The sequence below is a fragment of the Actinomadura sp. 6N118 genome, from assembly GCF_044326415.1.
In the GTDB taxonomy this organism is placed as follows: Bacteria; Actinomycetota; Actinomycetes; order Streptosporangiales; family Streptosporangiaceae; genus Spirillospora.
In genome coordinates this window covers 120536-140452 of the sequence record NZ_JBIRAZ010000012.1, presented here as the reverse complement: position 1 = coordinate 140452, position 19917 = coordinate 120536, and the positions used below count along the sequence as shown (strand labels likewise).

14 protein-coding genes are annotated in these 19917 nt (G+C 70.9%); 9 read left to right on the top strand and 5 right to left on the bottom strand.

Annotated elements, in window-relative coordinates; genetic code table 11:
* Positions 1-112 precede the first annotated feature (112 nt).
* Positions 113-817, top strand: coding sequence for a ferritin-like domain-containing protein (locus tag ACH34W_RS29530; protein WP_395964379.1), 705 nt, complete (start codon positions 113-115; stop codon positions 815-817).
* On the opposite strand, the gene ACH34W_RS29525 is transcribed toward ACH34W_RS29530, so the two are convergent.
* The gene (locus ACH34W_RS29525) at positions 771-3872 is read right to left on the bottom strand and encodes a BTAD domain-containing putative transcriptional regulator (protein ID WP_395964378.1); all 3102 of its coding nucleotides are present in this window, start codon (positions 3870-3872) and stop codon (positions 771-773) included. The two genes, ACH34W_RS29530 and ACH34W_RS29525, sit on opposite strands and share 47 nt — an antisense overlap.
* A 109-nt stretch (positions 3873-3981) precedes the next feature.
* Here ACH34W_RS29525 and ACH34W_RS29520 point away from each other — a divergent pair, with 109 nt between their 5' ends.
* Positions 3982-4851, top strand: coding sequence for an NAD(P)-dependent oxidoreductase (locus ACH34W_RS29520; protein ID WP_395964377.1), 870 nt, complete (start codon positions 3982-3984; stop codon positions 4849-4851).
* A gap of 32 nt (positions 4852-4883) precedes the next feature.
* Here ACH34W_RS29520 and ACH34W_RS29515 read toward each other — a convergent pair whose 3' ends face one another.
* Positions 4884-5702: a hypothetical protein gene (locus ACH34W_RS29515; protein ID WP_395964376.1), complete on the bottom strand. Its 819-nt coding sequence runs from the start codon at positions 5700-5702 to the stop codon at positions 4884-4886.
* 250 nt (positions 5703-5952) lie between these two features.
* Between ACH34W_RS29515 and ACH34W_RS29510 the strand changes: the two genes are divergently transcribed.
* The gene (locus ACH34W_RS29510; protein WP_395964374.1) at positions 5953-7443 is read left to right on the top strand and encodes a hypothetical protein; all 1491 of its coding nucleotides are present in this window, start codon (positions 5953-5955) and stop codon (positions 7441-7443) included.
* A 57-nt stretch (positions 7444-7500) separates the two neighbouring features.
* Here the strand turns inward: ACH34W_RS29510 and ACH34W_RS29505 are convergent, their stop codons facing one another.
* Entirely contained in the window at positions 7501-8286 is a 786-nt protein-coding gene (locus tag ACH34W_RS29505) for an IPT/TIG domain-containing protein (RefSeq protein ID WP_395964373.1), read from the bottom strand.
* A 169-nt stretch (positions 8287-8455) separates the two neighbouring features.
* On the opposite strand from ACH34W_RS29505, the gene ACH34W_RS29500 reads away from it, so the two are divergent.
* The 5 genes from ACH34W_RS29500 (at position 8456) to ACH34W_RS29480 (ending at position 14529) form a co-directional block, all read left to right on the top strand.
* The gene (locus tag ACH34W_RS29500; RefSeq protein ID WP_395964372.1) at positions 8456-10150 is read left to right on the top strand and encodes an ExeM/NucH family extracellular endonuclease; all 1695 of its coding nucleotides are present in this window, start codon (positions 8456-8458) and stop codon (positions 10148-10150) included.
* 172 nt (positions 10151-10322) lie between these two features.
* Positions 10323-10628 (top strand): hypothetical protein, encoded by a 306-nt coding sequence (locus tag ACH34W_RS29495; RefSeq protein WP_395964371.1) that lies wholly within the window; start codon positions 10323-10325, stop codon positions 10626-10628.
* A gap of 125 nt (positions 10629-10753) precedes the next feature.
* Entirely contained in the window at positions 10754-12316 is a 1563-nt protein-coding gene (locus tag ACH34W_RS29490; RefSeq protein ID WP_395964370.1) for a protein kinase, read from the top strand.
* A gap of 71 nt (positions 12317-12387) precedes the next feature.
* Positions 12388-13395: an LLM class flavin-dependent oxidoreductase gene (locus ACH34W_RS29485; protein ID WP_395964369.1), complete on the top strand. Its 1008-nt coding sequence runs from the start codon at positions 12388-12390 to the stop codon at positions 13393-13395.
* A gap of 27 nt (positions 13396-13422) precedes the next feature.
* Positions 13423-14529: a DNA alkylation repair protein gene (locus tag ACH34W_RS29480; RefSeq protein ID WP_395964368.1), complete on the top strand. Its 1107-nt coding sequence runs from the start codon at positions 13423-13425 to the stop codon at positions 14527-14529.
* A gap of 43 nt (positions 14530-14572) precedes the next feature.
* Here ACH34W_RS29480 and ACH34W_RS29475 read toward each other — a convergent pair whose 3' ends face one another.
* Together ACH34W_RS29475 and gabT are read right to left on the bottom strand one after the other, a co-directional pair.
* Complete coding sequence (locus ACH34W_RS29475) at positions 14573-16828, bottom strand: DUF4132 domain-containing protein (RefSeq protein ID WP_395964367.1); 2256 nt, start codon at positions 16826-16828, stop codon at positions 14573-14575.
* 93 nt (positions 16829-16921) lie between these two features.
* On the bottom strand, positions 16922-18274 hold the full coding sequence (gene gabT, locus ACH34W_RS29470; protein WP_395964366.1) for a 4-aminobutyrate--2-oxoglutarate transaminase: 1353 nt from the start codon (positions 18272-18274) through the stop codon (positions 16922-16924).
* A 105-nt stretch (positions 18275-18379) separates the two neighbouring features.
* Here gabT and ACH34W_RS29465 point away from each other — a divergent pair, with 105 nt between their 5' ends.
* Complete coding sequence (locus ACH34W_RS29465; protein WP_395964365.1) at positions 18380-19915, top strand: PucR family transcriptional regulator; 1536 nt, start codon at positions 18380-18382, stop codon at positions 19913-19915.
* The last annotated feature ends 2 nt before the right edge of the window (positions 19916-19917 follow it).

Here is a 19917-nt window from a genome sequence, read left to right as displayed (position 1 = left end):
AAACGAATTTCTGCACAGTCCCTCCACGATTCGGCGGCGAGCGCTCCACATATGGCCTCTTGAGTAGAACCGGCAACGGCTCATCGGGAATCGAACTCATCGGGAGGACACCATGCCGGTTTCCACAAAGCTCACGAACTCACGGAAAGTGCTCGGCTGGCGTCAGCGGTTCGAGGACGAGGCGGCGGCCCGCAAGCTGACCCCCGACCCCGACTGGACCCGCGGTGCCCGGCTGGACGCGACGCTCGTCCGCAGCCTCCAGCGCCTCCAGGTCGGCGAGGCCGGGGACGGCGCGAACCTGATCCGCAAGGCGGACCAGGCAGGGGACGCCGACTATTCGGCGGCGGTCAGGCTCTTCATCGTGGAGGAAAAGAACCATGCGCGCCTGCTGGGCCTGCTCCTGCACGCCGCTGGGGCGCCGACCATCTCCCATCACTGGAGCGATGTGATCTTCGTGAAGCTGCGGCGGGCCATGGGCCTGCGGGTCGAACTCCTCGTGCTGATGGTCGCCGAGCTCGTCGCGCTGCGCTATTACCAAGCTCTCCGGGACGGTACGGACGACCCGCTGACGGCCGAGGTCGCGCGGCGGCTTTCCGCGGACGAAGAACGGCACATCCCGTTCCATTGCGACCGCTTGCGAAAGACCAATCGAGCCGTCATCGCCCTTTGGCGGGTGTTGCTGTTCGGCGCCGCAATCGTCGTCGCGGTCGACCACGGCCGTGCACTCGGAACGCTGGGCGTGACACGGCGCCGCTTCGTCGCCGACGTCGTCAAGGAGTCACGGAAGGCGTCCGCCTTGATTCAAAGCCGTTGGTGAAAGCGGAGTCGAATTCCTCCTCGCTGAGGACGCCCCGTACGGCAGCGGTGATCCGGTCGACGTCACCGCGTTCTGCCGGAGGAAGCGGAGCACCGGCCGCGGCGCGGGCGGCGGCGGCTTCGCCGAGAAGGCGCGCAGCCTCACCCGCCTTTCCGTCGAGCGCGGCGGCTCCGGCCAGGCCTTCGAATGCGAGCGCGACCGCGCGGGGATTGCCGGTCGAACGGGCGGCGGCGAGCCCCTCGGAGTGGAGCTCCGCCGCCATCCGCGCGTCGCCGCGTTGCTCGGCGACAAAGCCGAGCTCAGCGAGCACGAGCGCCAGGCCTGGAGCGCCGTCCACATCCCGGATCCAGTCGACCCACGTGCGCAGATACCGTTCGGCGGCGTCCAGATCGCCGCGCCGCCGGGCCACCAGGGCCAAGCCGATCTCGGCGAACTGCTCCATCCGCTTGTGCGACTGCTCGGCCGCGATCCGTCTGCCGCGTTCGTGCAGCTCCGCGGCCTCGGCGTGGTCGCCGGTCAGGAGCGCGATCCGGCCGAGCCTGGAGAGCTTGTACGAGACCTCGGCGTACGACCCGAGCTCCTCGGCCATGGCCAGCCCGTCGCGATGCAGCCGCGCGGCCCGTTCATAGTCGCCGACGGCCTCCGCCAGCACGCCGAGCACCTCGGTGGCCTGGAGGAGCCCCCAGCGGTCACCGGCATCCCGGAACAACGCCATGGCCTGTTCGCCGTCACGCGACACCGCGGCGAGCTCACCGCGGGCCATGGCCTGGCCCGCCCGCGTGACCAGCACGGCGGCCTGTCCCCAGCGGTCGCCCTCACCCCGGAAACCCGCCAGTGCGCGCGTGAGCAGCTCGTCGATCGCCGGCACGTCGCCGAAGCCGGTCCGGGCGAAGCCCAAGAACCATTCCGCTTCGGCACGCCCTTCCCGCAGGCCGTCGAGGGCTCGTTCGGTCAGGGCCGCGCGGTCGGCGCCCTCGCCTTCCAGCATCGTGAAACCGGCCAGCCACGCGGACGCCCTCGCACGGGCGGAAGCAGGGCCGCCCTCCATGGACAGCACCGAGGCCAGCGCCCGGCGCGCCTCGTCCAGGCGCCCGCACAGGAACCAGTGCCAGGTCAGCGCGTTCACCGATCGCAGCGCCAGATCCGGCCCGCTCTCCCGGATGACCGCACGCAGATTGGCGGTCTCGGCATTGAGCCGGTCCAGCCACCGCCGCTGGTCACGTCCCCGCAGATGCGGCTCCGCTCGTTCAGCCAGCTCGGTGTAGTAGCGGTCGCGCCGCCGCAGCACCGCCGTCCGCTCGCCCGCCTCGTCCAGCCGTTCGGCGCAGTACGCGGCGACGGACTCCAGCAGGCGGTACCGGCCCTCCGCCCAGACCACCAGTGACCGGTCGACGAGCCGCGCGAGCAGGTCGAGGACCTCCCCCGGCTCGATCCCGTCTCCCGCGCAGACCTGCTCGGCGGCCTCCAGCGTGCAACCGTCCACGTGCACAGCCAGGCGGCGCAGGACGGCCCGTTCGGGCCCGGCCAGCGGCTCCCAGCTCCAGTCGATCATGGCGCGGAGCGTGCGCTGACGGGCCGGGGCGTCGCGCCGTCCCGCCGACAACAGGCGGAACCGGTCGTGCAAGCGGCCGGCCAGCTCGGTCACGTCCATGGCACGGACGCGGGTGGCGGCGAGCTCCAAGGCCAGCGGGAGGCCGTCGAGGCGGCGGCAAATGGCGGCTACGGCTTCGGCATCGCCGGGGCCCAGCCCGAAACCCGGAGCGGCAGCCGCAGCCCGCGTCACGAAGAGCTCGACCGCCGACGGCGTCTCCAGGGGCGGAACGGACCACACCTGCTCGCCGGAGATGCCCAGCGGCTCCTGGCTCGTGGCCAGCAGGCGCACCTCCGGCGCGGCGGGCAACACCCGTGCGGCCAGCGCGGCGACCGGCTCGATCACGTGCTCGCAGTTGTCAAAGATCAGCAACATCCGCCGCCCAGCGAGGGCGTCGAGGAGCCGATCGGCGGGGGCTGAGCGTACGGCGTCGTCGTCCCGCAACCCGAGACTCGCGGTCACAGCCGACGCAGCGTCCTCCACGGACGGGTTAGCGAGGGCCGTCAACTCGATCAACCGGACGCCGTCCTCATACTCCCCCTCCAACCCCCGCGCGCTCTCCACAGCCAGGCGAGTCTTGCCCACGCCACCCGGACCGGTGAGCGTGACGAGGCGTCCCTTGCCGAGCAGCGCCCGAACGTCGCGTACGGCCTCGGCCCTGCCCACGAGCTCGCTGACCGCCGCCGGCAAGTTGGTCCTGGCGCGTGTGTTGTGGTTGAGGATCGACCGCTGGAGGGCGACGAGCTCCGGGCCGGGGTCGAGGCCGAGCTCGTCACGCAGCCGCTCCCGGAAGTCCTGGAAGCTCGCGAGCGCCTCACTCTGACGGCCCGTACGGTAGAGGGCTCGCATGTACGCGGCGCGCAGCCGTTCACGCAGCGGATGGGTGGCAACCAGCGCACCGAGCTCGGCCGCTCCGAAGGCCGCCGCCCCGGAATCCGCCCCCGAACTGGTCACGGAACCGCTCTCGAACGCGGTCTCGGACCACTCTTCGATCGCGGTCAACCGCAGCTCTTCAAGCCGGTCGATCTCGGTGCGCGCGAACTCCGCGTCACCGAAGTCGGCGTACGCATCGCCCCGCCAGAGCGCGAGGGCCTGCTCCCAAGCCCGTAGGTCCCTTGTCTTGCGCGCCCGCTCAACAAGCTCCTCGAACCGTTCCGCGTCCACGGCCCCGGCCTCGATCCGCAAGGCATACCCCGGCGGCCGTGACACGACCAGCGCCCGACCTCCGTCCTCGGCTCCCGCCAAGACCTTGCGCAGCTGCGACACCCGCGCCTGCAACGTCGCCGCCGGGTTGGCCGGAAGCCGGTCTCCCCACAGGTCGTCGATCAGCCGGTCCGCCGGCACCGCACGTCCCCGGTGCACCAGCAGATCGGCGAGCAGGGCGCGGACCTTGAGATCCGGCACACGCACCCGCTCGCCGCCGTCCGTCCACACCTCCAGCGGACCGAGCACCCCGAAGCGCATGTCACTCACCGTATGGCAGCCGAAGGCCACCCGAATCCCACCCGAAGCGCGCTCGCCCAAGGTGGATCCGGTGGCGAACGAACGCCACCTGATCAAAGGAGATTTCAGAATGGCGAACACCGTGACGGTCATGGGCCTGGGGCTGATGGGCACGGCGCTGGCAGAGGCGTTCCTCAAGGACGGCCACACCACCACCGTCTGGAACCGGTCGGCGCACAAGGCCGAGCCCCTCGTCGCCAAGGGGGCGAGCCGGGCGGCCACGGCGAACGACGCGATCGCCGCCGGGCCGCTGGTCGTCCTCTGCCTCTCAGTAAACGAGAACGTGCGGGAGGTCCTGACGGCCGCCGGTGACAGGCTGGCTGGCCGCGTCATCGTCAACCTCACCAACGGCACGCCCCGCCAGGCACGCGAGCTGGCGGAACTGGTGACGGCACGCGGCGGCGAGTACGTGGACGGCGGCATCATGGCCATCCCGCCGATGATCTCGCAGCCGGAGGCGCTGATCCTCTACAGCGGGTCCCGGCGCGCGTTCGACACGTACAAGGACCAGCTCGGCAGCCTGGGCGCGGCACAGTACGTCGGCACGGACGCTGGCCTGGCAGCGCTCTACGACCTAGGCCTGCTGACCGCGATGTACGGCATGTTCGCGGGCTACTACCATGCGGTCGCGCTCCTGCGTACGGAAGGCGTCAAGGCGTCGGAGTTCACGCCCATGGTGCACTCCTGGGTGACCGCCATGATGGCGAGCCTGCCAAGGCAGGCGGAGCACATCGACTCCGGCGACTACGTGACGGACGTCTCCAGCCTCACCAACAACGCGGCGGGCTTCCCCAACCTCACCGAGGCAAGCAGGGAGCAGGGCGTCAGTCCCGAACTCCTCACCCCGCTCCAGGCATTGCTCGACCGTGCGGTGGCCGAGGGGCATGGTGCGGACAGCCCCGCCCGCCTGGTCGAACTCCTCAGCGCCCAGGCCCGCTGACGCCGATCAGTCCGTTCGGGGAAAGGAGCGATTCAACCGCGGCGGCGGGTGGGCTGGTCGGGGTCGTCGGGCTTGCGCGGCCCGTCCGGACTCCGGGGGACATCCGGCTTACGGGGAGCCTCCGCCTCGCGGCGGCGACGGCGGTCGGCGGCGGACTCGGGTGACCGGGCGGGCCGGCGGGAGGGTTCGTCGGCCCGGGCGACCGCGGCTGCCGTCGTCGTCGACGCTGTCGCCGTCGTCGCCGTCGCCGTGTCGCGCCGGACGTCGCCCGCCGGGGACTCGTCGAGCAGGCCCGCGGTCTCCAGGTATTCGCGTCCGCGCGGGGTGATGTCCCAGCAGTTGCGCCGCCACTCCTTGCGCTTCCACACGACGCCGGCCGACAGGAGGCGGCGGCCCACCCGGCTGACCTCGGTCTCGTCCGCGCCCAGGCGGGACGCGAGGTCCTGGTTGGACAGGCCCGGGTCGGTGGCCACGGCGACGAGGAACCTGGCGGCGTGACTCCCGGGCTGGAGCCCGAGCTGCAGGCCCGATGGCAACCGCCGAAGCGCCCAGTGCACACAGTCAATGAGCCCGAGGATGCGGCCGCGCTGCTCGCGGCGTTCACCGTCGAACGCGGGCACGTCGAGATAGTGGCTGCGGTGGAGCCACTGCAGCCCGTCCTTGACCTCGACCAGCGCGGCCTCGTCGGCGCACAGGGAGGCGTCGGTGATGAGCATGCCGAGGGCGCTGAAATGCCCGTCGGTGATGGCCTTGGACTGCTCCATCGAGTCGAGGATGCGCCGTGCCTCGGCGCGGCGGCTCCTGTCCAGCCGCTGCCCGCGCTCGCGGGTCACGCTCAGGTCGTCGTCCACGGCTCACCTCTGGCGGGTCGACTGAAGCCGGACAATTTCCAGAGTGCGGCCATGCCAAGTGAATGTCAAGTGATGGCATACTGATCCTTGCGGCATTTCTCGACATCCCTGTGACCAGGATCGGCAACTTCCGGCGGCCGTTCTGCATCACATGACACTGAGGACCCTCGTCGAGGGGAGTTACCATCGAGACACCAACGGTGACCTCCGCTCCCCTCCCCTCCCCTCCCGATCCCCCGGATGCACCACCATGACGGACCCGCTGACGGCACTCGCCGTCGCGCCCTACCCGGCAGACCCCGCAGACCTCTTCGTCGTCCTCTACGACGAGCTGCCCGACTCGCTGTTCCGCGGCTGGCGGGTCATGGAGTGGTACGGCAGCCCCGCCGTGCAGAACCTCGCCACCAAGATCTCCGACGCGGTGCTGGAGTACGGCGAGCTGGCCCCCGAGGACGTCGGCCGGATCATCGCCCGCGACGGCGACCGCGGCCGCTTCACGATCCTGCTCGGCCTCGACATCGCGCTCTCCCACGTCAACCCGTACGGCCCGTACCACCAGGACAACGCGATGAGCTGGCTCGCCTACCGGGCCGAATACGAGCGCGACCATCTCCTCAACAACCCGGAGGAGACGGCGGGCGCGCTGCTGCCGCGCTGCGCCTACCCTGGCCGCCCCATTGGGCTGCGCCGCAAGGATGAGTTCTTCGGCGTGCACCGCGTGCTGCCCGAGCAGTGGGAGTTGGTCGAGCACCGCGTACTCCCGCCCGCGAAGGACGCCTACGTCAACCGCGACCGGCCGGTGCCCGTCGCCTGCGCCCCGGTTCTGGAGTCATACGAGGACGTCCAGGTCGACTTCGAGGAACGCCACGGGATGACCGTCTACCGGCTGCGCCCGCGCGGGTCCGACGCTCTCCGCAACCGGATCAAGCAGATCCTCGACCGGCTGGACGAATCAGGCGCGCGGCTGGCCGTGCTGCCCGAGGCGACGCTGGACGACGACCTGCTGGAGCACTGGCGGGACCTGATCTGGCAGACCGCCGACCGCACCAGCCCGCTGCGCTACCTGCTGCTCGGCTCCGGTCCGCTCGGCGGCGGCGATCCACCGCCCAACCGCGCGGTGTTCCTCGACCGCTGGACCGGCGAGGAGATCCTCGTCCAGGACAAGCTGGCCTGCTTCATCCTGGACTCCCGTCAGATCAAGCTGTGGCGGCTGCCGAACGCGCCGGCGGACGTCCCGGCGGAGGAGTACATGAGCCCGGGTTCGAAGGTGAGCCTGGTGGACGCCGATCTGGGCCGTCTCGCGGTGCTCGTCTGCGAGGACCTGGGCCGCTCGATGGACTGGGAACGCGAGCTGCGCGCCTGCGGGGTGTCGCACCTGCTCGTGCCGATCTTCTCCAAGCCCATCATGGAGTACCGCTGGGAGCACAAGGCCGCCGAGCGCGAGGTGACCATGCTGGGCAGCTGGGTCGTCGTCTCCAACAGCCTTGCGGTCGGGCATGCGATCCCGGCGGAGGTCATGAAGGGTGAACGCTTCACCTGCCTGGTCGCGGGGCCCGACGACCTGCGCCGCGCCACGTACGAGACCAGCGTCCAGCTCGGCGCGGCCAAGGCCGCCGACGAGCTCGGCCTGGTCGAGGTGAAGAGGGAGGACGGCCGCATCGCGCACGAGCTGCCGAGGGTGCTGCCGGGCGCCGTCCAGGACATGTGGCACGAGCACTGGCCCGCCCCAGGCGACCGCTGAAACTGACGGCCCGCTGAGCTGACGGCCGCTGACCTTGTGCCCGCCGCACCACCGGCGTCACTCGACGGTGAACTCCATCGGGCTGACCGCCGATCCCGCCGGGGTGACCACCACGGGACGGCCGCTGGCGGCGCCCGGCGGGACGGTGACCCGCACGATCTCGTCGGACACGTCGGTGGCCGGGGCGTCCGCCGTCCCGAACCGCACCGACGTGGCCGACCGGAGCCCGACGCCGTGCAGGGTGACCATGCCGCCCACCGGCCCGGCGGCCGGCTCGATCGACCGGACCTGCGGCGGCAACGCCTGGTCCCGGCCGGCCTGCGCGGGCGCGAACAGCGTCGCGAAGACCGCGCGCAGCTTCTCGGCGGTCTCCTGGGAGAACAGCCCGACCAGCGCCGCGATCGCGGTGATCCCGTACGGGTTGATCTCGGCGGAGCCGCCCGCGGGCGAGGTCAGACCGCCGCGCAACACCAGGTAGACGATGAGGCCGAGCGCCGCGCCGATGAACGGCAGGAAGAGGTACATCATCAGCCAGCTGCGCTTGAGCGTCCGGTTGCCGACGTACCAGTAGAGCGAGCGCAGGGCGTGCACGGTCCCGCCGATCGCCCCGGCCGCCAGCACGATGACGAACAGGCTCGTCTCCCGCGAGACGCGCGGCGACCAGCCGAAGAGCCGCACGACCTTGTGCTCGGGTGGTTCCTGGCCGATCCGCGTGGCGCCGGGCGGCCAGGCCTGGATGAGCACGACCACCAGCCCGGCGGAGAACAACAACATGAGCGCCGCGATGACGACGATGTCCCGGGTACGCGCGAACTCCGTGCCGACCGGTGACTCCTGGCCCAAGCCCACCCACCTCCGCCCAGGTATCGCCCGGAACGACGCTCGCGTTTCCCCACGGCCAGAACACGACAAACCCCACCACTGCCCATGATCTCGTCAATCAATGACAAATTGGTGACATCTTCACCAACCGTCCTTCGTCCCGCTCGATGCCCGCCCTAATGTCCGGCGCATGCGCCGAACAGCAGCAGCACTCACGACCGCAGTGGCGGCCGGCCTCGTCACCACCGCCGGTCTCCACGCGGCCCAGGCGGAGGAGCCCGGCACGTGCTCCACCCCCGCCACCCACCAGATCGCCCAGGTCCAGGGCGCCGGTGACACCAGTCCGGTGAGCGGCCAGACCGTCCGGGTGGAGGGTGTGGTCACGGGCGACTTCCAGGCGGCCGATCAGCTCAAGGGCTTCTTCATCCAGGATGCGACCCCTGACCGGGACCCCAAGACCTCCGACGGCCTGTTCGTCTACTCGACGAAGGACGTCAAGGTCGGCGACCGCGTGCTCGCCACCGGCAAGGCCATCGAGTTCAACGGCCTCACCGAGCTCTCCCCGGTGACCGTCGTGGACGTGTGCGGCACCGGCAGGGTGAAGCCCGCCCAGGCACGCCTCCCGCTGTCCGCCGGCGCGAGCCTGGAGGCGTACGAGGGAGTGCTGGTCCGCTTCCAGCAGAAGCTCACCGCGACCGAGACCTACCGGCTCGGCCAGTACGGCGAGGTGTCGCTGGCCGCCAAGGGCCGCCTGTTCCAGCCGACTGACGGCCACGGCTCGACGCAGGCGGGCAACAACGCCCGCCGCCTGCTGCTCGACGACGGCTCGACCGTGCAGAACCCCAAGAACGTCCCGTTCACCAGCCCGCGCGTGCTGCGCATCGGCGACTCGACCAGCAACCTCACCGGCGTCCTGAGCTACGGCTTCAACACCTACCGGCTGCAGCCGACCCAGGCCGTGCGCTTCGCCCGTACGAACCCGCGTCCCGCCAAGCCCGAGAACGTCGGCGGCGACGTGAAGGTGGCGAGCTTCAACACGCTCAACTGGTTCACGACGCTCGACAAGCGCGGCGCCGACACCGCCGCCGAACAGGAACGCCAGATCACCAAGCTGGTCGCCGCCCTCAAGGGGTTGAACGCCGACGCGGTCGGCCTCATGGAGGTCGAGAACAACGGCGACACCGCCATCAAGGCACTCGTGGACAGGCTCAACGCGGCCGTAGGCGCGAACACCTACTCGTGGATCAAGCACCCGAACCCGGGCACCGACGAGATCCACGTCGCGCTCATCTACAAGCCCGCGAAGCTCAAGCCCGCCGGCGCGCCCCGTTCATCCACCGCCCCGATCTTCGAGCGCCCGCCCCTCGTGCAGACCTTCCAGCGCACCTCCGGCGGCACCGCGTTCACCATGATCATCAACCACTTCAAGTCGAAGGGCTGCGGCGGCGCCACCGGCCCGGACCAGGACCAGGGCGACGGGCAGAGCTGCTTCAACGCCCGCCGCGTCACCCAGGCCAAGGCGATCGCCGAACTGGCGAAGGCCGAGACCAACCCGCTCGTCCTCGGCGACCTCAACGCCTACGCCGCCGAAGACCCGATCAAGGCGCTCACCGCAAGCGGCATGGTCAGCCTGACCGAACGCCACGTCAAGGCGGCCCAGCGCTACAGCTACGTCTTCGACGGCCAGTCCGGCGAACTCGACCACGCCCTGGCCGGCAAGGGCCTGGCCCGGCGCGTGTCCGACGCCACGATCTGGCACATCAACAGCGACGAGCCGACGATCCTCGACTACAACACCGAGTACAACCCGCCGTCGCTCTACAAGCCGGACGCGTTCCGCTCCTCCGACCACGACCCCGTCCTGATCGGCCTGCGCCTGCGCTGACACTGTCTGACAGCCACGTCGGCGTGACAGCCACGCCGGCCTGACAGCACACCGGACTGACCAAGCCGGGCGATCTTCCGGATCGCCCGGCTTGGCCGTCTCCGGGGGCTTTCCCGAACGTGATTCGAAAGCATATGATCACGCTCTGATCCCTATGTGAGCGAGGTCACAGATGGACGCGGCAGCCCCCACCGCATCTTCACCCGCCAGCCTCGGACTCGGCATCGGCCCCGACGGCAGCTACACGCGCGGCGGCCAGGTCGTCGCGTTCCTCCTCGGACTGTGGACGATGGTGCTCTTCTTCCCGCTCCTCGTCGTCGGCGCCATGCTCTACGCGCGGGCAGAAGAGGTATTCGAGGCCAACCCCGGGAAGGCCAAGAAGATGGTCCTGTGGTCATGGCTGAGCATCTCGGTCCTTCCCCTGATCCCCGCCGTCGTGATCGGCGGCGCCATGATCGCGCTGAACGCCTCCAATTAGGAGCGAATCACCGCGAACCAGGCCACCTGTCCCGCGCATCGAAAGAAGGGAAGCCGGGCAGGCCGTCTGTTCGCTGGCATCGTCCAGCGGCGGCCTGAGAAGCCCGGCGGGACGGGGCACACCGAATGGCGGCTCTCCGCGCGAACGATCCCACCCGGCTGGGCGGTTACGACCTGATCCGCAGGCTTGGTGAGGGCGGCCAGGGTGCCGTATTCCTGGGCCGCGACCCGGCCACCGGTGAGCAGGTCGCGATCAAGCTGCTGCACGCGGAGCTGAACGAGAACGAGCGGGCCCGGTCCCGGTTCCTCCGCGAGTTCGAGGTGGCGATGCGGGTCGCGCCATTCTGCACGGCGCAGGTCCTGGACGTGAACGTGCAGGACGGGCGGCCGTACATCGTCAGCGAGTATGTGCCCGGTCCGTCGCTGCACCAGCAGGTCTCGACACAGGGCCCGCTGACCGGCGGCTCGCTGCAGCGGGTGGCGGTCGGAACGATCACGGCGCTGGTGGCGATCCACCAGGTCGGGGTCGTGCACCGTGACTTCAAGCCCGGCAACGTGCTGCTGGGCTCGGCCGGGGCCCGCGTGATCGACTTCGGCATCGCCCGGGCGCTCGACGCCACCACCAACACCGCGGGCATGGTCGGCACCCCGGTCTACATGGCGCCCGAGCAGATCCGTGGCGAACGCGCCGGGCCCTTGATCGATGTCTTCGCGTGGGGCGCCACCATCGCGTACGCCGCCACCGGCAGGACGCCGTTCGGCGCCGACACCCTGCCCGCGGTGATCCACCGGGTTCTGACCGGAGAGCCCGATCTGGGCGATCTCGCCGGACCTCTGCGCGGCATCGTCGAGCGCTGCCTCATCAAGGACCCGGCCCACCGCCCCGACGCGCGCGACGTCCTGATGTTGCTGCTCGGTCATGACGCGGCTCCGGCCACAGGACCGGCGCCTGCCCAGACCCGGGCTCCGCAGGCGCACCACGCCGCTCCGCCGCCCGTTCCGGTCGCTCCGTACGACGCCGAACGTCAGGCGACCATGACCGGGATGCTCCAGGCCGGGCACGACCTCGCGGCGCAACGTACCCCCGAGCCCACGCTCGCGCACAACGCGCCACCACCTCCGGCGCCGGCACCCGCGCCGGGACACGCACACGGACACGCACCGCCGCCTGGTCCGGCACCGGCGTACGCACCGCAGCCTGAGCCTGCTCCGGCCGCGTTCCACCAGGTGCCGATTCCTCACCAGGTCACGATCGACCCGCTGCACGCCGCCCCGGCCAAGAAGCGGCGCCGGACTGCTCTGTGGGCCGTGTCGGCGACCGTCCTGGCGGCCCTGCTGACCAGCCTGGTGCTCCTGGCCCCTCAGTTCGAGCGGGACGCCAAGGGCAAGCAGACCAACGACCAGACGCCGCTTCCCACGGAGACGACGTCCCAATACGCGGAGCCTACGCAGACCACGGAGACGACGAGGTCAGCGACGCCCACCCCGACCGAAACAGGCGGCGGCTACCTCCCCACGACCGAGCCCACGCACACTCCGACCTGGAAACCCACGCGGACATACGAGCCGACGCCCACGCACACCCCGACCTACGAACCGACCCACGAGCCAACCAACGACCCGACACCTACCCCTTCCCCGGCCTCCACCGGCGCCGGCGCCGGCGAAGGTGAGGGCAGCGGCTACTGACCTCGTGTGAGGATCCGCTCTCTTCCCGTCCTCCGGGAAGAGAGCGGATCATCGGACGGTTGTCATCGTTCATGAGCGTCCCCTTCTCCGTCCTGGACCTGTCCCCCGTCGTGAGCGGCTCCACCTCGGGCCAAGCCCTGCGCAACACCCTCGATCTGGCGCGGCACACCGAGAACCTCGGTTTTCATCGGTACTGGCTGGCCGAACACCACGCGATGCCCGGGATCGCCAGCTCCGCGACGGCCGTGCTCATCGGCCAGGTCGCGGCGGCCACCGAACGGCTGCGGGTCGGCTCCGGCGGGATCATGCTGCCCAACCACGCGCCGATGGTGGTGGCCGAGCAGTTCGGCACGCTCGAAGCGCTCTTTCCCGGCCGCATCGACCTCGGCCTCGGCCGGGCGCCCGGCACCGACCAGGCCACCGCCCGCGCCCTGCGGCGTTCGCCGGACGCTCTGTCGGCGGACGACTTCCCCGAGCAGGTCCACGAGCTCCGTGCCTACTTCGGCGAGCAGAGCAAGGTCACCCCGGCCGCGGGCAACGAGCCGCCGGTCTGGCTGCTGGGATCCAGCGGCTACAGCGCCCGGCTCGCCGGGATGCTGGGTCTGCCGTTCGCGTTCGCGCACCACTTCAGCGCCGAGAACACGCTGCCCGCCCTGCAGATCTACCGCGAGTCGTTCCGGCCGAGCGTGCTCGCAGAGCCGTACGCACTGATCGCCGTGTCGGTCACCGCCGCCGAGACCGACGTGGAGGCCCGCGAGCTCGCCCGCCCGCAGGCCCTGTCGTTCCTGCGGCTGCGCCAGGGCCGTCCGGGCCTCCTGCCGAGCCCGGAGGAGGCGGCCGCCCACCCGTACACCCCGCTCGAGAGCGAGATCATCCAGGCGCGTCTCGACTCCCAGGTCGTCGGCGGCCGCGAGTCCGTCCGCAGCCAGATGGACGCCCTGCTGGAGAGCACCAAGGCCGACGAGGTCATGGTCACCACCATGGTCTACGACCAGGCCGACCGCCTGCGCTCGTACGACATCCTCGCCGACCTCTACGATCTCAGCGCCGCCGGCTCACCGGTCGCGTCGGGCGTCTAAGGGTCGGGCGTCAAGAGACTGTCAGGGGTGTCTGGCACCCTGGCGACCGTGGCTCAACCGCTCAAAGAGATGGTCAACCGCGGTTCCGTCGGCCTCCTCGCCGACGGGGTCGCGGCGGCCCACGCCCCGTTTCCCCGCGAGCGCTTCATCACCACCGCGCTCGCGGGCCTCAGCACGCTGGAGCTCAAGGACCGCATCAGGCAGGTGTCGCTGGCGTTGCACGAGACGCTGGCGCTGCCCTTCCCCAGCGCCGCCGCCGTGCTGCGCGAGGCGACGACCCGCGTCCGGCTCGACATGTGGAGCGGCTGGCCCGCCACCGACTTCGTGGGCGCGTACGGCCACGATCATCTCGACGAGGCCATGACGACCCTGGCGGTGCTGACGCCCTACTCCACCGGGGAGTTCGCGGTACGCCCCTATCTCGACCGCTACCAGGACGCCGCGCTCAAGGTCATGATCGGCTGGGCCGAGTCGGACGACGAGCACCTGCGCAGACTCGCCTCCGAGGGCTCCCGGCCACGGCTTCCCTGGGCCACCCGCGTGCGCTGGCTGATGGAGCCCGGCCCCACCCTGCCCATCCTCGACCGGCTCCGCGATGACCCGAGCGAGTACGTCCGCCGGTCCGTCGCCAACCACGTCAACGACATCGCCAAGGACCATCCCGACGTCGCCCTCGCCCTCCTCGGCCGGTGGGCCTCCGAGGGCGGCTCGCACGTCGAACGCGTCGTCCGGCATGCCGTTCGCGGCCTCATCCGTGCCGGCCACCCCGAGGCCCTCGTCCTGCTCGGCGCCGCGCCGGGCAACGGCACGGTCGAGTCGCTCAGCCTCGCGAGCGACGAGGTCGCCGTCGGCGACCGGCTCCCGTTCACCGTCGTCGTCAGCGCCGCCTCGCCCGGCCCGCTCCTCCTCAAGTACGCGGTCCGCCGCGACGGCTCCCGCCGGATCTTCCACCTGGCCGAACGCGAGGCCGCCGTCCCAGGCCAGACGTTCACGGTGACCAAGTCCCACTCGTTCCGCCCCGTCACCACGAGGGCCGAGCCTCCCGGCCCCCGCGAGCTGGACGTCATCGTCAACGGCGAGACCCGCGCCACCGCGTCCTTCACGCTGGTCGACGCGGATCCCGTCGGCAGTTGAGCCTGGGCCCGTCAACGGGACGTCAACGGGCCATCAGTGGGCGTCAGGGGGCTTTGCTGATTTCGGTGAGGGTGGCGAGGTCGGCGAGCGTCTCCGAGAGCGTCACGGGGTCCAGCTCTCCGAACGGATGGGCCTGACGGGAGTAGCGCGCAGTCAAGAGCACCACCTGCTCGATCCGCTGAACGGGATGTTCGTCGGGCGTGAGCACCCGGATCCCCGGGTCGATGTCCACGACCACGCTGCGTTCCTCCGAGAGCTTGAGAGAGATTGAGCGCTGGTAGCCGCCGGTCTCCTTCTCGCTGAGGACCCATCCGCGCCTGGTCAGGCCCAGGATCGTCCCAAAGTGCACGTCGCGGCCGTCGAAGCGGCGCAGGCGGCCGTCCTGGCCCTCCCCTTCGGCCAGCGTGTGCACCACGCGGCCCAATTGGGGGAACGGCTGGAGGATCTCGTAGTCGGCGAAGAGTTCCGTCCAGGCCGCCAGTTCCTCACCGAGGAGCAGCGGGTGCGGGAGCCCGATCCGGGCCGTGGCGGAGACCGTGAACACCTCGTCGTCGGCGTCGGCCAGCGTCCGGTCCTCGGCCACACGGAACGTGGTGGTCTTCCCGTCCCCTTCCTCGGCGGACCACACGAGCCGCCGGGCGATGTGCCAGAGCAGCGGGTGTTCGAGGAAGGTGCTGCGAAACTCCTCCGGCGTCCACCGGCGCGCCGCCACCATCGCCTTCTCCAGGCGCTTGATCTGGTCGCCGGCGACGGTCCGCGCCTCCTTCTTGAGATCCCCGAAACGTTTGAACGCGGCGGGCGCCAGCACCTCGTCGTCCTTGGCCCCCGGCTTGGGGAGCGACTTGCGGCGCTTGCCGTCCTCGTCGGCCACGTACGGCTTGAGCTGCTCGTCGAACCCGACCGTGAAGCGACGCGGGCCGTAGTCGAGGACCATGCTGCCGTCGGAATCCAGCCCGAGGCCGGGGACCAGCCGGTCGGCCAGTTGCTCTGCGGTCAGCCCGCGCTCCTCCGCCGCGCGCTTCAGCTTCCCTGCCGCCCACGGCCGGATCCGTTTGACGTCCTGGGCCTTCGTTGCGAGCTGGTGCAGCTGCCGCAGCGCCTCGTCGGTGCCGACCGCGCTGAAAACGTCCAGCGCCGTGAGGCCGCGGCCGGTCCAGGCCCGTTGCTTCGACCAGCGCATGACCACCGGTGCGAGGCGGCGGACGGTCTCGTCGTCGGCCAGCCGCAGCAACGCGAACTCGACCCAGGGCGAGGCCCACCTCGGATAGGCCTGGTCGGCCCGGTACACCGCCCAGGCGAACTCGGCCAGCGATTCCGGATCGCACACGTCGACGACCGCGTCCACACCCGCGTACGGGGCGCCTGGCTCAGAGATCGACAACATCGTGAGGAAGTGCCGGGTCGCGGCGGCGGGCAGGGCCTGCTTCCGGCCGCGCAACAGGATCTGCGGCAGCCGCGCAGGATCATGGTCCTCGGAGAGCACCGGGAGCGGGTCCGGGTAGAGATCCAGCGGATCGACCTTCATCTGCGCGATCGCGTCAGCCGCCTCATCACCGTAGACCCGCACGGCCTCCACAACGGCGTCGTGCCCGTGCTTCTGGGCGACCAGGCGGACGGCCTCCTCCGCCATCTCGCGCTTGGGGCCTGGCCTGCGCACCACATCGGGCATGATCAGCACGATCCCGTCCGGGCCGTGCCTCTCGAACCAGGCTCGGGCGTCTTTGGCGTTGTAGTGATCGTCCATCTGCTTGAGCACCAGCTGGGCGATCTCCGCGTCCCGGAACGGCATGAACTGGGCGACCCAGCCGAAGCTCCGCCTCCCCAGCCGCTTGAGCATCGGGAGCGCGGCGAGCTCGTAACGCGCGGCGAGACCCTTCGCCACCCAGATCGCCTCGAAGTCGGCCGAGTAGCGCTCGTCGTCGAGCAGCTGACGGCCGTACTCCTCCGGCCCCTGCAGCAGCAGCTCGATCACCCTCAGCCGACGGGCGTGGTCATCGAACTCCGACAGCGCCTTCCCGCTGAGGAACGACTCGGCCAGGGCGCCCCAGTCGGTGACGTCCGACTGCCGCGTGAGCTGGGGAAGGTAGCGACCCGCCTTGTCCTCCCTGTAGGGAGACTCCAGCCATTCCTCGCGCTCGCCCGGCTGCCAGGTCAGAACCGGCGGCTGCTTGGGAAGCTTGAGCCCTTTGAGGACGATCGGCTCGGCCGGCTCGTTCACCGTCCACGGCGGTGCGAGCAGCAACTGCGGCAGAACGTCTGCGGGGGCTTCTTCGACTGGGGCTGCGGGGGACTTCGTCATGACCTCGTAGACGAACGATCACCGCGCCGCGTTCCGCCCGGTCCTCCGTCCGTTCAGTCTTCCCCGTTCAGTCCTCCCGTTCAGCCCTCCCGTTCAGTCCTCGAAGGCGCTCTCCAGGATGCCGAGGCCCTCCACCAGGAGGTGCTCGGGGATGACGAGCGGCGGCAGGAAGCGCACCACGTTGCCGTACGTGCCGGCGGTCAGGACCAGCAGCCCGGCCGCGTGGCAGCGGCGTGCGATCTCCGCCGTCAGCTCCGGGTTCGGCTCCTTCGAGGCACCGCGGACCAGCTCGATCGCGGTCATGGCGCCGCGCCCGCGCACGTCGCCGATCACGTCGTGCTTCTCGGCGAGGGCCTGCAGCCTCGGCACCATGGTCTGGCCGATCCACCGGGCGCGCTCGACGAGCCCCCCGGCCTCGATCTCCTCCAGGACCCCGAGCGCCGCCTCGCACGCGAGCGGGTTGCCGCCGTACGTGCCGCCAAGGCCTCCGCCGTGCACCTTGTCCATGAGGTCGGCGCGGCCGGTCACGGCGCCGAGCGGGAGCCCGCCCGCGATGCCCTTGGCCATCGCGATGATGTCCGGCACGATCCCCTCGTGGTCGCAGGCGAACATGTCGCCGGTCCGCGCGAACCCGGTCTGCACCTCGTCCGCGACGAGCATGATGCCGTTCGCCTGGCAGAACTCGGCGATCGCCGGAAGGAACCCGGGAGCGTGGTCGATGAAGCCGCCCTCGCCCTGGATGGGCTCGATGACCACGGCCGCCACGTTCCGCGGGCCGATCTGCTTGGTGATCTGGTCGATGGCCTGCGCGGCTGCCTCCGGCCCGCAGTTGCCGGGCCCCGTCGGCCAGCGGTAGGCGTAGGCCGGCGGCATCCGGTAGACCTCCGGCGCGTACGGGCCGAACCCGTGCTTGTACGGCATGCTCTTGGCGGTCAGCGTCATCGTGAGCAGGGTCCGGCCGTGGAAGCCGTGGTCGAACGCGACGACCGCCTGCCGCCCGGTCGCGTACCGCGCGATCTTGACGGCGTTCTCCACCGCCTCGGCGCCGCTGTTGACCAGGAACGACCGCTTCTCGTGGTCGCCGGGCGTGATCTGGTTGAGGGCCTCGCACACCGCGACGTACGACTCGTACGGCGCGACCATGAAACAGGTGTGCGTGAACCGTTCCACCTGCTCTTTCACCCGCTCGACGACGCGCGGGCTGGCGTTGCCGACGCCTGTGACCGCGATGCCGGAGCCGAAGTCGATCAGCGAGTTGCCGTCGACGTCCACGACCACGCCGCCGCCCGCATCCGTCACGTACACCGGCAGCACACTGCCGACGCCCGGCGGTACGGCGCCGAGGCGGCGCTCCTGCAACTCCCGTGATTTCGGCCCCGGGATCTCGGTGACGACACGGCGTTCCTGTCGCAGGCGCTCGGGCCTGCCGGTGATCTGGCTGGTCATGGCGCGAACATAAGCCGGGACTCCCCGTAGGCTGAACTGTACGGAGCGGCGAATCATCACCGCTCGACTGGACAGCCTGCACAACGAGATTCTCCAGGGGCCACCATGCCGCCCACGCTTTCCGCCGTCGCGGCGCTCCCCCAGCTGGGCCTGCGCGCGCTGACCGAGGTGCGCACTGACCTGCCCGTACGCTGGGTGGCCGTCAGCGAGCTGGAGGACCCGACGCCGTTCCTGGAGGGCGGCGAGCTGGTGCTGACCACCGGGATGCGGCTCACTCCGGACAACGTCGTGCCGTACGTGTCGCGGCTGGTCGAACGCGGCGTCGCGGGGCTCGGTTTTGCGGCCGGGGTCATCCATCCCGTCACCCTTCCCGAGCTGGTCGACGCGGCCCGCGATCAGGGGCTCACACTGCTGGAAGTCCCCCAGCCGGTCCCGTTCATCGCGATCGGCAAGGCCGTCTCCCGGCTGCTCGCGGCCGAGTGGTACGAGGACGACACCCGGGCCTTCCAGGCGCAGCGGGAGCTGACCCGCGCGGCGCTGCGCGGGCCGGGACCGCTGATCGCCCGGCTCGCCCGTGAGCTGGGCGGCTGGGCGCTGCTGCTCGATCCGTCCGGCGAGGTCCGGCACGCCGCAGCCGCAGGAGACCACGCAGGAAGGCACGCAGGAGACCACGCGACCGAGCACGCCGGGGAGCATGCCGCAGACCTCGCGCGTGCCCGCAGGCGCGCCGCCGAGCTCGCCCCGGACCTCGCTCGCCTCGCCCAGGAGACCCGCACGGCCAGCATCACCCTCGCCGACAAAGACGATCACGTGGTCGTCCAGGGCGTCGGCGTCTCCGGCCGCCCGCGCGCCTTCCTGGCGGTCGGGACCGCCGAGCGGCTGCCGCGCGTCGCGCACACCATCGTCGGCTCCGCCGTGGCGCTCCTCACCCTGCAGTCGGAGTCACCACGGACGACCCGCGACCTTCGTTCGGCGCTGGCGGGCCTCCTCCTCGGCCTGCCACCCGGCGGCCCCGCGTTCCCCGCCGCACCGGTCCGCGTCCTGGCCTGCGCGGGCGGCGCCGCGGTGCTGGACGCCTTCGGCGACGACGATCACTGCCTCCCCGTGCCGCTCCAGGACGGCACCGTCGCCGTGATCATCCCCGCGGGGGCGACCGAGCGGCTCATGGCGCTGGCCCACCAGAGGGGCCCGGTCGGCGCCAGCGACGCGGCCGACCTTGACTCACTCGGCCACGCCCTGCGCCAGGCCCGCCAGGCACTGGCCGCCGCCCGCCGGCACCGCGCCGCGCTCCGCTACTCCGACCTCCCCGGCCAGGGCCTCCTCGGCATCCTCGACCCGGCGCTCGCCCAGGGCTTCGCCGAGACGCTGCTGGCGCCCCTCACCGCGGACGAGACGTTGATCACCACGCTGCGCGCCTACATCGCCGCCAACGGCCAGGGCGAGACGGCCGCGCGTGCCCTGGGCGTGCACCGCCACACGCTGCGAGCCCGGATCCAGAAGGCCGCCCGGCTCCTCGGCCGTGATCTCGACGAGCCGGCAGTACGGGCCGAGCTCTGGATCGCGCTCGCCGTGACGGCCAACGGGACGGAGCCGATTGGACACCCTGGCCACTGGAAACGGCCAGATCCAGAGATAGCGTGAAG

Bases quoted from the DNA above. Each gene is read 5' to 3' on its own strand.
- ACH34W_RS29530 (WP_395964379.1), top strand. From the start codon at position 113: ATGCCGGTTTCCACAAAGCTCACGAACTCACGGAAAGTGCTCGGCTGG.
- ACH34W_RS29525 (WP_395964378.1), bottom strand. From the start codon at position 3,872: ATGCGCTTCGGGGTGCTCGGTCCGCTGGAGGTGTGGACGGACGGCGGC.
- ACH34W_RS29520 (WP_395964377.1), top strand. From the start codon at position 3,982: ATGGCGAACACCGTGACGGTCATGGGCCTGGGGCTGATGGGCACGGCG.
- ACH34W_RS29510 (WP_395964374.1), top strand. From the start codon at position 5,953: ATGACGGACCCGCTGACGGCACTCGCCGTCGCGCCCTACCCGGCAGAC.
- ACH34W_RS29500 (WP_395964372.1), top strand. From the start codon at position 8,456: ATGCGCCGAACAGCAGCAGCACTCACGACCGCAGTGGCGGCCGGCCTC.
- ACH34W_RS29495 (WP_395964371.1), top strand. From the start codon at position 10,323: ATGGACGCGGCAGCCCCCACCGCATCTTCACCCGCCAGCCTCGGACTC.
- ACH34W_RS29490 (WP_395964370.1), top strand. From the start codon at position 10,754: ATGGCGGCTCTCCGCGCGAACGATCCCACCCGGCTGGGCGGTTACGAC.
- ACH34W_RS29485 (WP_395964369.1), top strand. From the start codon at position 12,388: ATGAGCGTCCCCTTCTCCGTCCTGGACCTGTCCCCCGTCGTGAGCGGC.
- ACH34W_RS29475 (WP_395964367.1), bottom strand. From the start codon at position 16,828: ATGACGAAGTCCCCCGCAGCCCCAGTCGAAGAAGCCCCCGCAGACGTT.
- gabT (WP_395964366.1), bottom strand. From the start codon at position 18,274: ATGACCAGCCAGATCACCGGCAGGCCCGAGCGCCTGCGACAGGAACGC.
- ACH34W_RS29465 (WP_395964365.1), top strand. From the start codon at position 18,380: ATGCCGCCCACGCTTTCCGCCGTCGCGGCGCTCCCCCAGCTGGGCCTG.